Annotated in this window: 13 protein-coding genes and 1 pseudogene; 1 reads left to right on the top strand and 13 read right to left on the bottom strand. The window is 59.0% G+C overall.

The window, feature by feature from the left end:
• From ACIPZE_RS21115 to ACIPZE_RS21080, 8 genes are all read right to left on the bottom strand, one after another.
• A partial coding sequence (locus ACIPZE_RS21115) for a sigma-70 family RNA polymerase sigma factor (protein WP_400775068.1) occupies nucleotides 1-618 on the bottom strand: 618 nt, incomplete at its 3' end.
• A gap of 106 nt (nucleotides 619-724) precedes the next feature.
• Nucleotides 725-1,594, bottom strand: a complete 870-nt coding sequence (locus ACIPZE_RS21110; RefSeq protein ID WP_129389854.1) for a peptidoglycan DD-metalloendopeptidase family protein — start codon at nucleotides 1,592-1,594, stop codon at nucleotides 725-727.
• A 210-nt stretch (nucleotides 1,595-1,804) separates the two neighbouring features.
• Nucleotides 1,805-2,440: a protein-L-isoaspartate(D-aspartate) O-methyltransferase gene (locus tag ACIPZE_RS21105; protein ID WP_174823965.1), complete on the bottom strand. Its 636-nt coding sequence runs from the start codon at nucleotides 2,438-2,440 to the stop codon at nucleotides 1,805-1,807.
• Between the two features lie 41 nt (nucleotides 2,441-2,481).
• Complete coding sequence (surE, locus tag ACIPZE_RS21100; RefSeq protein ID WP_283437509.1) at nucleotides 2,482-3,231, bottom strand: 5'/3'-nucleotidase SurE; 750 nt, start codon at nucleotides 3,229-3,231, stop codon at nucleotides 2,482-2,484.
• Nucleotides 3,219-4,277 (bottom strand): tRNA pseudouridine(13) synthase TruD, encoded by a 1,059-nt coding sequence (gene truD, locus ACIPZE_RS21095; protein WP_400775066.1) that lies wholly within the window; start codon nucleotides 4,275-4,277, stop codon nucleotides 3,219-3,221. The genes surE and truD overlap by 13 nt, the downstream gene beginning before the upstream one ends.
• Nucleotides 4,274-4,747, bottom strand: a complete 474-nt coding sequence (ispF, locus tag ACIPZE_RS21090; protein ID WP_020795989.1) for a 2-C-methyl-D-erythritol 2,4-cyclodiphosphate synthase — start codon at nucleotides 4,745-4,747, stop codon at nucleotides 4,274-4,276. Before ispF ends, truD begins: the two co-directional genes overlap by 4 nt.
• A 44-nt stretch (nucleotides 4,748-4,791) precedes the next feature.
• Nucleotides 4,792-5,637, bottom strand: coding sequence for an S-formylglutathione hydrolase (gene fghA, locus ACIPZE_RS21085; protein ID WP_400775063.1), 846 nt, complete (start codon nucleotides 5,635-5,637; stop codon nucleotides 4,792-4,794).
• A 95-nt stretch (nucleotides 5,638-5,732) separates the two neighbouring features.
• Nucleotides 5,733-6,845, bottom strand: coding sequence for an S-(hydroxymethyl)glutathione dehydrogenase/class III alcohol dehydrogenase (locus ACIPZE_RS21080; RefSeq protein ID WP_283437512.1), 1,113 nt, complete (start codon nucleotides 6,843-6,845; stop codon nucleotides 5,733-5,735).
• Nucleotides 6,846-6,961: 116 nt separating this feature from the next.
• Here ACIPZE_RS21080 and ACIPZE_RS21075 point away from each other — a divergent pair, with 116 nt between their 5' ends.
• Entirely contained in the window at nucleotides 6,962-7,858 is an 897-nt protein-coding gene (locus ACIPZE_RS21075) for a LysR substrate-binding domain-containing protein (RefSeq protein WP_400775060.1), read from the top strand.
• A 95-nt stretch (nucleotides 7,859-7,953) separates the two neighbouring features.
• On the opposite strand, the gene ispD is transcribed toward ACIPZE_RS21075, so the two are convergent.
• The 5 genes and pseudogenes from ispD to ACIPZE_RS21050 all read right to left on the bottom strand — a co-directional run.
• Complete coding sequence (gene ispD, locus ACIPZE_RS21070; RefSeq protein WP_400775058.1) at nucleotides 7,954-8,661, bottom strand: 2-C-methyl-D-erythritol 4-phosphate cytidylyltransferase; 708 nt, start codon at nucleotides 8,659-8,661, stop codon at nucleotides 7,954-7,956.
• The gene (gene ftsB, locus ACIPZE_RS21065) at nucleotides 8,658-8,936 is read right to left on the bottom strand and encodes a cell division protein FtsB (protein ID WP_007908838.1); all 279 of its coding nucleotides are present in this window, start codon (nucleotides 8,934-8,936) and stop codon (nucleotides 8,658-8,660) included. The genes ispD and ftsB overlap by 4 nt, the downstream gene beginning before the upstream one ends.
• Before the next feature lie 171 nt (nucleotides 8,937-9,107).
• Nucleotides 9,108-10,396 (bottom strand): annotated as a pseudogene (eno, locus tag ACIPZE_RS21060) (phosphopyruvate hydratase).
• 157 nt (nucleotides 10,397-10,553) lie between these two features.
• The gene (gene kdsA / locus ACIPZE_RS21055) at nucleotides 10,554-11,399 is read right to left on the bottom strand and encodes a 3-deoxy-8-phosphooctulonate synthase (protein ID WP_129389830.1); all 846 of its coding nucleotides are present in this window, start codon (nucleotides 11,397-11,399) and stop codon (nucleotides 10,554-10,556) included.
• Between the two features lie 4 nt (nucleotides 11,400-11,403).
• The coding region (locus ACIPZE_RS21050) for a CTP synthase (protein WP_400775055.1) at nucleotides 11,404-12,815 on the bottom strand (1,412 nt) is incomplete at its 5' end.

Below are 12,815 nucleotides of genomic sequence, written 5' to 3'. Positions count from 1 at the left end.
CCCCCCCCCCCCCCCCCCCCCCGACCCCCCCCGCGCCGCCCACCGCACCCGACCCGCCCGCCGGACCCCCTCGCGTACCGTGACCACATGGATCGGCAACCGGATGGTCCGGGTCTGATTCATGATCGCGCGCTCGATGGTCTGACGAATCCACCAGGTCGCGTAGGTCGAGAAGCGGAAGCCGCGCTCGGGATCGAATTTTTCCACCGCGCGGATCAATCCGAGGTTGCCCTCTTCGATCAGATCCAGCAGCGACAGCCCCCGATTGACGTAACGCCGGGCGATTTTGACCACCAGCCGCAGGTTACTTTCAATCATGCGCTTGCGCCCGGCGGGATCGCCACTTTGCGACAAGCGCGCAAAATGAACTTCTTCTTCCGGGGAGAGCAATGGGGAAAAGCCGATTTCGTTGAGATACAACTGCGTGGCATCAAGTGCCCGCGTGTAGTCGATGTACTTGTGTTGTTTAAGTGAAGCGGAGTGTTTGGATTTGGAACGAACGGAAGGTGGAGCAGCCCCTTCATCATTCGACATCGAAGAATCCGAATCGATGCCGGTCTCCATAAGGAGAACCTCATCGTCGATGTCAAACTCCGGCACTTCTTTACTGAGAGCCATTGTTATAGTCCTTTGGTGAGTTCGACCCCAAGCTCAAGCGACGCCTTTATCCTTGGCAGCGCTGGAGCCTGTCCCCTCTACGTGACGGAACAGGCTGGCTTACAAATCAACGTCTTGGCAGGAACTGCAGCGGATCTACAGGTTTACCTTGGCGGCGAATCTCAAAATGCAGTTTCACCCGGTCTGTACCCGTTGACCCCATTTCGGCAATTGTCTGTCCGACCTTGACCTGCTGTCCCTCCCGAACCAACAGCCTGCGGTTATGGCCGTAGGCACTGACGTAGGTTTCGCTGTGTTTGATGATGACTAATTCGCCGTAGCCCCTTAAGCCACTCCCGGCGTATACCACCGTCCCATCAGACGCAGCTAAAACAGGCTGTCCCAAATCCCCGGCGATATCAATTCCTTTATTCAAACTACCGTTTGAAGAGAATTTTCCAATCAGAATGCCATTAGATGGCCATCCCCAGCCGGTCGGGGCTGGGCCGGCAGGAGGCAGTGGAGCAGGCGCTGGCTTGTTGGCGACGGACGGTGCAGCCCCCGCAGAACCGGTGGTTGTCGTGGTCGTCGTGCCATTTGCCTGGCGCCGGATTACCGTGGTTTTACTGGACGAAGAAGGCGCAGAACCGGCGTTGCTCACCACGGCCGTCGACGTTGAACCGGTGCGACCATCGAAGCGAATTGTCTGACCCGGATGGATCGTATACGGCGTAGGAATATTGTTCCGGGCAGCGAGGGCTTTGTAGTCCCAGCCGTAGCGAAATGCGATCGAAAACAGCGTATCGCCCGGACGGACTACGTATTGCCCGGTCGTTACCACAGGTCGCTGGGCGACTGCGTTATTGCGATCGACCACGCGAACATTGTTTGATTTGGTGCTGGAGCAACCCACCAGCAAGGTGCTCAAGACAAGGCCAGTCACCAGGCGCTGAAAGCTCGTGTTACCCATACGCTGCGCAATGACTGTGAGACTCACCCGCCGCTCCCTTTGTGGTGGCTGAAAAATGGAATGCCGGATGTCGGCATGAGGTGTCGCAAGTATAACGGGCCGAATCGGCTTTACCTTTAATGAAGCGAAATCGCTTCGCGCACACGTTTGCAAGTTGACACTCTGCTGCGTTTAAACCATCGCTGCCGGAGTAAGACCCGGGCGAACGAAAGGAATTCAGCGCCTGCAAACAAATGCTCAGGCCAGTGGCCCATTGAGCAAAGGCACGAAGCGAACGGCACCGAGAACATGCCGGGAAAAGCCGTGTTCTTCACGCACGATCAGCATCAGTTGCTGCACTTCTCCGGCGCCGACCGGAATCACCATGCGCCCGCCCGGTGCCAGTTGATCGAGCAACGCTTGCGGCACATCAGTGGCCACGGCCGTGACGATGATGCCGTTGTACGGCGCCAGCGCTGGCCAGCCCTCCCAGCCATCGCCCCAGCGAAACACCACGTTGCGCAGGTTCAATTCGACCAGGCGTTCCTTGGCGCGATCCTGCAGCACCTTGATGCGCTCCACCGAGAACACCCGTTCGACCAGTTGCGACAACACCGCCGTCTGGTACCCGGACCCGGTGCCGATCTCCAGCACTTTATCCAGCGGCCCCGCCTCCAGCAGCAGCTCGCTCATGCGCGCCACCATATAAGGCTGGGAAATTGTCTGGTTGTTGCCGATCGGCAGCGCCGTGTCTTCGTAGGCGCGATGGGCCAGCGCCTCATCGACGAACAGGTGACGCGGCGTGCGGCGGATGACTTCCAGCACCTTGGCGTTCGACACGCCTTCTTCATATAGACGCTGAATCAGGCGCTCGCGGGTGCGCTGAGAGGTCATGCCGATCCCGCTGCGCAGTCGGTCTTCGTGTTCACGGGCCATCAGCGCAGTCCCTCCAGCCAGCCATCAAGATTTCTGAAGGCGTCGTTGAAGGTGCGATCGAGCTGCAACGGCGTGACCGACACATAACCCTGCATCACCGCGTGAAAGTCGGTACCCGGGCCGCCATCTTCGGCATCGCCGGCAGCAGCAATCCAGTACCCGGCCTTGCCGCGCGGATCGACCACTTTCATCGGCGCCGCCGCACGGGCGCGATGGCCGAGACGGGTCAGCTGGATGCCACGAATGTGGTCGATCGGCAGATTGGGAATGTTCACGTTGAGCACCGTGCGCGGCGGCAGATCGAGCCCGGCGTGGGCCTCGACCAGTTTGCGCGCGAAGTACGCCGCTGTCGGCAGATTATCCACCTGACGTGAGACCAGCGAGAAGGCAAACGACGGACGTTCGAGGAAGCGCCCTTCGAGCGCTGCCGCGACGGTTCCGGAATACAACACGTCATCGCCCAGATTGGCCCCGAGGTTGATCCCGGAAACCACCATGTCCGCCTCGCGCTCCAGCAAGCCGTTGAGGCCCAAATGTACGCAGTCGGTCGGGGTGCCGTTGAGGCTGATAAAGCCGTTGGCCAGGTATTGCGGGTGCAACGGACGGTCGAGCGTCAGCGAACTGCTGGCGCCGCTTTTGTCCTGCTCCGGGGCGATAACCACGCATTCGGTGTAATCCGCCAGCGCAGCATAAAGCGCGGCGAGACCGGGTGCGGTTACCCCATCGTCGTTAGAAATCAGAATACGCATGGGCTGTCCGTCTGCCCCACCGGCACCAGATCAACGAGCTCGCGCACCAATACGGTGGCAAAGCATCCGGCCGGGAGGACGAATTCCAGTTGCAGAATGTCAGGCTGGGGATAATGCCACGTCAACCCGCCAATGGGCAGCCGCAGGATGCGACGTTCGTGGCTCATGCCGGCGTGAATCAACCAATCTCGCAGCTCGGCTTCACCGGCGGCGATCCCCTGCTCCAGTTCATGGACAGCGCCTGCGGTGGGCGAGTCACCTTCGCCCCACTGCGGGCCAGTCGGGTGCAGATCGAGAATAGCCAGACGCGGATCGCTGCACTCAGCTTCACCGGCCGGAAAAAAGCTGCGACTGTCGGTGAACGCGAGCAGATCACCGACCTGCGCTTGCTGCCAGGTGCCATCGGCAACACGCGCCGCCAGCACCTTATTGAACAGAAAACTGCGCGCCGTCGACAGCAGGCGCGAACGCACATTGCGCTGCTCCGGCAAGGCTTTGCGCGCCGCCCACCCACGCGCATCAACGACGTTGCCGCCGTCATGGCCGAAACGCTGGGCGCCGAAATAATTGGGAATGCCTTGCTGGGCGATCAGTTGCAGACGTTGTTCAATCGCGTCTTTGTCGCCCGCGAACTGGGTCAGGCGCAAAGTGAATCCGTTGGCCGAGTGCGCACCGCGTTGCAGCTTGCGCTTGTGGCGAGTGGTCTTGAGGATCTTCAGCGTGTCGTTTTCCGCCGCCGACAAATCCGGATCAGCCTTGCCCGGCAGTTGCACGCTGAACCACTGACGGGTCAAGGCCTGACGATCCTTGAGCCCGGCATAGCTGACGGTGCGCAATGGCACACCGGCAGCCTTGGCGATACGCCGCGCCGCTTCTTCCGTGTTCAGGCCACGCTTTTCGACCCAGATCCACAAATGTTCGCCATCGCCGCTGAACGGGATGTCGAGGACTTCATCCACCTGAAAATCTTCAGCGATGGCTTTCAGTACCGCAGTGCCGAGGGGTTCACCATAGGCACGCGGGCCGAGCAATTGCAGTTCATTCATGCGCGCAGCAACAAGGCAACGGAGTGCACGGCGATGCCTTCTTCGCGACCGACAAAGCCAAGCTTTTCGGTGGTGGTAGCTTTCACGTTCACTTGATCCAACTCAACTTGAAGATCCGCCGCGATCAACGCGCGCATCGATTCGATATGCGGGGCCATTTTTGGCGCCTGGGCAACGATGGTGTTGTCGACGTTGCCGACTTTCCAGCCTTTTGCGTGGATCAGCGCGACCACATGACGCAGCAGCGCACGGCTGTCGGCGCCCTTGAATTGCGGGTCGGTGTCCGGGAAATGTTTGCCGATATCACCCAGCGCCGCAGCGCCGAGCAAGGCATCGCTCAAGGCGTGCAGCAGGACGTCACCGTCGGAATGAGCGAGCAGCCCGAAGCCGTGTGCAATGCGCACGCCGCCCAGAGTAATGAAATCGCCTTCAGCGAAACGGTGCACATCGTAGCCGTGGCCAATACGCATAAAAAAAACGCCCCGATTTTTGTCAGGGCGTGATTCTACCTGCATTAACCGCGCAGGGCGCGTGCGTGATGCTGCAAGTGGTCGTCTATGAAGCTTGAGATGAAGAAATAGCTGTGGTCGTAGCCCGGTTGCAGGCGCAGTTCCAGCGGATGACCCGCCTGTTTTGCCGCTTGTTGCAGGGCTTCGGGTTTGAGCTGTTTTTCAAGAAAGTCATCGCGATCACCTTGATCGACCAACAGCGGCAATTTTTCATGCGTTTCGGCGATCAGCGCGCAGGCATCCCACTCCTTCCACTTCGAACGGTCTTCGCCCAGAAAACGCGAAAATGCCTTCTGGCCCCACGGGCAATCCATCGGGTTGGCGATCGGCGAAAACGCTGACACCGATTGGTAACGCCCCGGGTTGCGCAGCGCACAGACCAATGCACCGTGGCCGCCCATGGAGTGGCCGCTGATGCTGCGTTTGTCGGACGCGGGAAAATGCGCTTCAACCAGCGAAGGCAATTCCTGCACGACATAGTCATGCATCCGATAGTGCCGCGACCAAGGCTCCTGGGTGGCATTCAGATAGAAGCCGGCACCGAGACCGAAATCCCATGCACCATCCGGATCGCCGGGTACATCGGCACCGCGCGGACTGGTGTCCGAGGCGACGATGATCAGCCCGAGTTCAGCCGCCATGCGCATCGCGCCGGCTTTGTGCATGAAGTTTTCATCGGTGCAGGTCAGCCCTGACAGCCAGTACAGCACCGGCAGTTTGCCGCCCTGCTCCGCCTGCGGTGGCAAGTACACGGCAAACACCATGTCGCAACCGAGTACGTCGGAGCGGTGGCGATAGCGTTTGTGCCAGCCGCCAAAACTTTTCTGACAGGAGATGTTTTCCAGATTCATGGGATTCTCCCAGCTGCAAGTGGCAAGCTTCGAGCTTCAAGAAAAGGCAAAAGCGCCCTGACTTGCAGCTGGAAGCTTGCTGCTTGGCGCTGCTTTTAGAAATGAATGACGGTACGAATGCTCTTGCCTTCGTGCATCAGGTCGAATGCCTTGTTGATATCTTCCAGGCCCATGGTGTGGGTGATGAAAGTATCCAGTGGGATCTCGCCGCTTTGCGCCATCTCGACATAGCTTGGCAACTCAGTACGGCCGCGTACGCCGCCGAACGCCGACCCGCGCCAGACGCGGCCGGTGACCAACTGGAATGGACGGGTAGCGATTTCCTGGCCGGCACCGGCTACACCAATGATCACCGACTCGCCCCAACCTTTGTGGCAGCACTCAAGCGCTGCACGCATCAGTTGCACGTTGCCGATGCACTCGAACGAGAAGTCGACGCCGCCATCGGTCATGTCGACGATCACTTCCTGGATCGGACGATCGAAATCTTTCGGGTTGACGCAATCGGTGGCACCGAGCTGCTTGGCGATCTCGAACTTGGCCGGGTTGATGTCGATGGCGATGATGCGCGCAGCCTTGGCTTTGACTGCACCGATAACTGCAGACAAACCGATACCGCCGAGGCCGAAGATGGCCACGGTGTCACCCGGTTTGACCTTGGCGGTGTTGAGCACCGCACCGATACCGGTGGTGACGCCGCAACCCAGCAGGCAGACCTTTTCCAGCGGCGCATCCTTGGAGATCTTGGCTACGGAGATTTCCGGCAGCACCGTGTATTCCGAGAACGTCGAAGTACCCATGTAGTGGAAAATCGTTTCGCCCTTGTAGGAAAAGCGCGAAGTGCCGTCTGGCATCAAGCCCTTACCCTGAGTCGCGCGAATCGCCTGACACAGGTTGGTCTTGCCCGACTTGCAGAATTTGCACTGGCCGCATTCCGGGGTGTACAGCGGAATGACGTGATCGCCAACGGCAACCGAGGTTACGCCTTCGCCGATGGCCTCAACGATGGCACCGCCTTCGTGACCAAGGATCGACGGGAAGATGCCTTCCGGGTCAGCGCCGGACAGGGTGTAGGCGTCGGTGTGGCAAACCCCGGAAGCCACCACGCGCAGCAATACTTCGCCGGCCTTGGGCATGGCGACGTCGACTTCTACGATTTCCAGCGGCTTCTTGGCCTCGAAGGCAACGGCGGCGCGCGACTTGATCATGCTGACTCTCCAGTGAATCCATTGAATAAAAAAGCAGACCGCCAGTGTAGTTCAGCGCGAGTTGATGAATAATCCTGACAAAAGCAAAACATTATTGCCATACAGGGATAATCTTGATGTCCGAAAATCGCTGGGAAGGCATCGACGAGTTTGTTGCCGTCGCCGAATGCAGCCAGTTCACCGCCGCCGCGGAACGTCTTGGGGTTTCCTCCTCGCACGTCAGTCGCCAAATCGTCCGACTCGAAGAGCGTTTGCAGACGCGTCTGCTTTATCGCAGTACCCGTCGCGTGACACTGACTGAGGCCGGGCAAACCTTTCTGCAACATTGCCAACGCTTGCAGGATGGTCGCGAGGAAGCCTTGCGCGCGGTGGGCGACCTGACCAGCGAACCAAAAGGCATGCTGCGCATGACCTGTGCGGTGGCCTATGGCGAGCGGTTTATCGTGCCGCTGGTCACACGCTTCATGGGACTGTATCCGCAGCTGCGCATCGATATCGAGCTGAGCAATCGCCAACTCGATCTGGTGCATGAAGGGCTGGATCTGGCGATTCGCCTGGGTCGTCTGCAGGATTCGCGTTTGGTCGCCACCCGACTTGCGCCACGGCGCATGTATCTGTGCGCGTCGCCGTCCTACCTGGAAAGGTATGGGCGCCCACACAGTTTGTCGGAACTGAGCCGACACAATTGCCTGATTGGCAGCTCGGACATCTGGCAGCTTGAACAGAACGGGCGAGAATTTTCCCAGCGGGTGCAGGGCAACTGGCGTTGCAACAGTGGGCAGGCGGTGCTGGATGCGGCGTTGCAGGGGGTCGGGCTGTGTCAGTTACCGGATTATTACGTGCTCGAGCATTTGCACAATGGCGCGCTGATTTCGTTACTGGAGGCACATATGCCGCCGAATACGGCGGTGTGGGCGTTGTATCCGCAACAACGGCATTTGTCGCCGAAGGTGCGCAAGTTGGTGGATTTTTTGAAGGTGGGGTTGGCTGAGCGGCCGGAATATCGAGGTTGAAAAGCAAAAGATCGCAGCCTTCGGCAGCTCCTACAAAGGCATGCGAACCCATGTAGGAGCTGCCGAAGGCTGCGATCTTTTGATCTTTTGATCTTTTAGCGGCGATTCGCCCAACGCTGCCGCAACCATTCAAGATCTTCCGGCCGGGTGACCTTGAGGTTATCCGCCCGCCCTTCGATCAGGCGCGGCTTCAGCCCCGCCCACTCCATCGCCGATGCTTCATCAGTAATTAGCGCATCCGCCACCAGACTGTCCGCCAACGCCCGATGCAACGCACCAAGGCGAAACATCTGCGGCGTGTACGCTTGCCAGATCACACTGCGATCGACGGTTTCCACCACCCGGCCGTGCTTGTCGACCCGTTTCAACGTGTCACGGGCCGGCACCGCAAGCAAACCGCCCACAGGGTCATCTGCCAGTTCATCAAGTAACTTGTCGAGATCTTCGCGACTCAGGTTGGGCCGTGCGGCATCGTGCACCAGTACCCAATCCTCGTCATCGGCACCCTGCGCATGCAAATGCAGCAAGGCATTGAGCACCGAGACGGAACGCTCGGCCCCGCCCTCAACCCGTTGAATACGCGAGTCGCCCGCGCACGCCAGGTTCGGCCAGTAAGGATCATCAACCGCAAGACTGACCACCAAACCCCTGAGGCTCGGGTGATCGAGGAAACAGCCGAGGCTGTGTTCGAGAATTGTGCGCCCGCCCAGTTGCAGATATTGCTTGGGACGGTCCGCGGCCATTCGGGCACCGACGCCCGCGGCAGGAATCACGGCCCAGAAGGCCGGAAGGGAATTGATCATTGGGCCAACTGGTAAAGGGTTTCGCCGTCCTTGACCATGCCCAGCTCGTGACGAGCCCGCTCTTCAACGGTCTCCATGCCTTTTTTCAACTCGCTGACTTCAGCGTCCATCACTCGGTTGCGCTCCAGCAAACCTTCGTTCTCGGCATGTTGATCAGCAATCTGCTGATTCAGCTCGGCGACCTGCGCCAGACTGCCATTGCCCACCCACAGGCGGTACTGCAGACCGGCCAGCAGCAAGAGCAAAACGAGAAACAACCAGTAAGGACTGCGCATCGAATATCAGGTATCCAGTGAAAAAAGACAGCCACGCCAAAACTTTGAAGCATCTGATAGCACGAAGCCTGGAAGATCCAGGCTTGTGCATATAAGGCATCAGATTAGTGGCAAATCCATCGCTGTCACGACTTTTCCGACACAATCCGGTGTCTTTTTACCATTTACAACTTAGCCGCGGAACTCGGAGCGACCGTTGTACTTGGCCTTGCCATTCAACTGCTCTTCGATACGCAGCAGTTGGTTGTACTTGGAAACACGGTCGGAACGGCACAGCGAACCGGTCTTGATCTGGCCAGCCGAGGTGCCCACAGCCAGGTCGGCAATGGTCGAATCTTCGGTTTCGCCCGAACGGTGCGAGATCACGGCGGTGTAACCGGCAGCCTTGGCCATCTGGATGGCTTCAAGGGTTTCGGTCAGGGTGCCGATCTGGTTGAACTTGATCAGGATCGAGTTGGCGATGTTTTTATCGATGCCCTCTTTCAGGATCTTGGTGTTGGTCACGAACAGGTCGTCGCCTACCAGTTGAACCTTCTCGCCGATCTTGTCTGTGAGGATCTTCCAGCCAGCCCAGTCGGACTCGTCCAGACCGTCTTCGATCGAGATGATCGGATAACGTTCGGTCAGGCCTTTGAGGTAGTCAGCGAAACCTTCAGCGGTGAACACCTGGCCTTCGCCGGACAGGTTGTACTTGCCGTCTTCGTAGAACTCGCTCGCCGCGCAGTCCAGTGCCAGGGTCACGTCGGTGCCCAGCTTGTAACCGGCGTTTGCCACAGCTTCGGAGATCACTTTCAGTGCGTCTTCGTTGGACGCCAGGTTCGGTGCAAAACCGCCTTCGTCGCCAACGGCAGTGCTCAGGCCACGGGCCTTCAGCACAGCTTTCAAGTGATGGAAAATCTCGGTGCCCATGCGCAGACCTTCCGAGAAAGACTTGGCGCCAACCGGCTGAACCATGAATTCCTGGATATCGACGTTGTTATCGGCGTGCTCGCCACCGTTGATGATGTTCATCATCGGTACCGGCATCGAGTAAACACCCGGAGTGCCGTTGAGGTTGGCGATGTGTGCGTACAGCGGCAGGTCCTGATCCTGCGCAGCAGCCTTGGCCGCAGCCAGGGACACGGCGAGGATGGCGTTGGCGCCCAGGGTCGCTTTGTTTTCGGTACCGTCGAGCTTGATCATCGCGTGATCCAGGGCTTTCTGGTCGCTTGGGTCAGTGCCCAGCAGCAGATCGCGGATCGGACCGTTGATGTTGGCTACCGCTTTGAGCACGCCCTTGCCCAGGTAACGGCTCTTGTCGCCATCACGCAGCTCGAGCGCTTCACGCGAGCCAGTGGATGCACCGGACGGCGCGCAAGCGCTGCCGATGATGCCGTTGTCGAGAAGCACGTCCGCTTCCACGGTGGATTGCCACGGGAGTCGAGAACTTCACGACCTTTGATGTCGACGATTTTTGCCATTGTTGTAAACACTCCAAAGTTGACGAAAACGACGCAGCTAGAGGAAATCTTTTTACCGTCGGCAAGGGGTGTGCAGCGGGCAGACTTGCAGACGATAACGCTCATGCCCGAGGGCATGAGCGACAAATCGTGCGGTACTTTACCGGAGAATTGAGGTTTACGCGGTTTCTACCGTCGGAAAACTCTTAACCAGTTCGTCCAAAGCTTTGAGCTGGGCCAGGAATGGCTCCAGTTTGTCCAGACGCAAGGCGCAAGGGCCGTCGCATTTGGCGTTGTCCGGATCCGGATGTGCTTCGAGGAACAGACCCGCCAGCGACTGGCTCATACCCGCCTTGGCCAGATCCAGAACCTGCGCACGGCGACCGCCGGCGGAGTCGGAACGACCGCCAGGCATTTGCAGCGCGTGGGTCACGTCGAAGAATACCGGGTACTCGAACTGCTTCATGATGCCGAAGCCGAGCATGTCGACCACGAGGTTGTTGTAGCCGAAGCTCGAACCACGCTCGCAGAGGATCAATTGATCGTTACCCGCTTCCACGCACTTGTTCAGGATGTGTTTCATTTCCTGAGGCGCGAGGAACTGGGCTTTCTTGATGTTGATCACTGCATTGGTCTTGGCCATCGCGACGACCAGATCGGTCTGGCGCGACAGGAAGGCCGGCAGTTGAATGATGTCGCAGACCTCAGCGACGACCGCAGCCTGATCGGGCTCGTGGACGTCGGTGATGATCGGCACGCCGAAGGCTTGTTTGATGTCCTGGAAGATGCGCATGCCCTCTTCCAGGCCAGGGCCACGGTACGAATTCACAGAAGACCGGTTGGCCTTGTCGAAACTGGCCTTGAACACGTAAGGGATACCGAGTTTTTCGGTGACCTTCACGTACTCTTCGCAAACCTGCATGGCCATGTCGCGGCTTTCCAGCACGTTCATGCCGCCGAACAGCACCATGGGTTTGTCGTTGGCAATCTCGATGTCGCCGACGCGGATGATCTTCTGTGCCATCGGGTTACGCCTTCTTCTGGTGTTGAGCCAACGCAGCCTTGACGAAACCGCTGAACAGCGGGTGGCCATCGCGTGGTGTCGAGGTGAACTCAGGGTGGAACTGGCAAGCGACGAACCATGGATGATCCGCTGCTTCAACCACTTCAACCAAGGCTGCATCAGCGGAGCGACCGGAGATCTTCAGGCCGGCTTCGATGATTTGTGGCAGCAGGTTGTTGTTCACTTCGTAACGGTGACGGTGACGTTCGACGATCACGTCCTTGCCGTAGCAATCGTGCACCTTGGAGCCGGCTTCGAGCAGGCATTCCTGAGCGCCGAGACGCATGGTGCCGCCCAGATCGGAGGTTTCAGTACGCACTTCGACTGCACCGGTGGCGTCTTCCCACTCGGTGATCAGGCCGACAACCGGGTGGCCACTGGCGCGGTCGAACTCGGTGGAGTTGGCGTCTTTCCAGCCCATGACGTTACGAGCGAACTCGATGACCGCCACTTGCATGCCCAGGCAGATACCCAGGTATGGAACCTTGTTTTCACGAGCGTACTGAACGGCAGTGATCTTGCCTTCCACGCCGCGCAGACCGAAGCCGCCTGGTACGAGGATCGCGTCGACACCTTCGAGCAGCGCAGTGCCCTGGTTCTCGATGTCTTCGGAATCGATGTAGCGCAGGTTGACCTTGGTACGGTTGCTGATGCCGGCGTGACTCATCGCTTCGATCAGCGACTTGTAGGCGTCCAGCAGCTCCATGTACTTGCCGACCATGGCGATGGTCACTTCGTGTTCCGGGTTCAGCTTGGCGTCAACCACCGCTTCCCACTCGGACAGGTCAGCGCTGCCGCACTGCAGGCCGAAACGCTCGACAACGAAATCGTCCAGACCCTGCGAGTGCAGGATGCCCGGGATCTTGTAGATGGTATCGGCGTCTTCCAGCGCGATCACCGCACGTTCTTCAACGTTGGTGAACTGAGCGATCTTGCGACGCGACGAGATGTCGATCGGATGATCGGAACGGCACACCAGCACGTCTGGCTGCAGGCCGATCGAACGCAATTCTTTTACCGAGTGCTGAGTTGGCTTGGTCTTGGTCTCGCCAGCGGTGGCGATGTACGGAACCAGCGTCAGGTGCATCAGCATCGCGCGCTTGGCGCCGACTTCGAAACGCAGCTGGCGGATGGCTTCGAGGAACGGTTGCGACTCGATGTCACCGACGGTGCCACCGATCTCGACCATTGCCACGTCAGCGTCACCGGCACCCTTGATGATGCGGCGCTTGATTTCGTCGGTGATGTGCGGAATCACCTGGATGGTTGCACCCAGGTAGTCACCACGGCGCTCTTTGCGCAGTACGTGTTCGTAGACACGGCCAGTGGTGAAGTTGTTGTTCTGGGTCATGGTCGTGCGAATGAACCGCTCGTAGA

Source organism: Pseudomonas sp. NPDC089741, from assembly GCF_044748825.1.
Classification (GTDB): Bacteria; Pseudomonadota; Gammaproteobacteria; order Pseudomonadales; family Pseudomonadaceae; genus Aquipseudomonas; species Aquipseudomonas helmanticensis.
This window is presented reverse-complemented; position numbering and strand designations above follow the sequence as displayed.

Excerpts from the sequence above, each read along its gene's own strand:
- ACIPZE_RS21105 (WP_174823965.1), bottom strand. The coding sequence starts at position 2,440 with ATGACCTCTCAGCGCACCCGCGAGCGCCTGATTCAGCGTCTATATGAA.
- surE (WP_283437509.1), bottom strand. The coding sequence starts at position 3,231 with ATGCGTATTCTGATTTCTAACGACGATGGGGTAACCGCACCCGGTCTC.
- truD (WP_400775066.1), bottom strand. The coding sequence starts at position 4,277 with ATGAATGAACTGCAATTGCTCGGCCCGCGTGCCTATGGTGAACCCCTC.
- ispF (WP_020795989.1), bottom strand. The coding sequence starts at position 4,747 with ATGCGTATTGGCCACGGCTACGATGTGCACCGTTTCGCTGAAGGCGAT.
- fghA (WP_400775063.1), bottom strand. The coding sequence starts at position 5,637 with ATGAATCTGGAAAACATCTCCTGTCAGAAAAGTTTTGGCGGCTGGCAC.
- ACIPZE_RS21080 (WP_283437512.1), bottom strand. The coding sequence starts at position 6,845 with ATGATCAAGTCGCGCGCCGCCGTTGCCTTCGAGGCCAAGAAGCCGCTG.
- ACIPZE_RS21075 (WP_400775060.1), top strand. The coding sequence starts at position 6,962 with ATGTCCGAAAATCGCTGGGAAGGCATCGACGAGTTTGTTGCCGTCGCC.
- ispD (WP_400775058.1), bottom strand. The coding sequence starts at position 8,661 with ATGATCAATTCCCTTCCGGCCTTCTGGGCCGTGATTCCTGCCGCGGGC.
- ftsB (WP_007908838.1), bottom strand. The coding sequence starts at position 8,936 with ATGCGCAGTCCTTACTGGTTGTTTCTCGTTTTGCTCTTGCTGCTGGCC.
- kdsA (WP_129389830.1), bottom strand. The coding sequence starts at position 11,399 with ATGGCACAGAAGATCATCCGCGTCGGCGACATCGAGATTGCCAACGAC.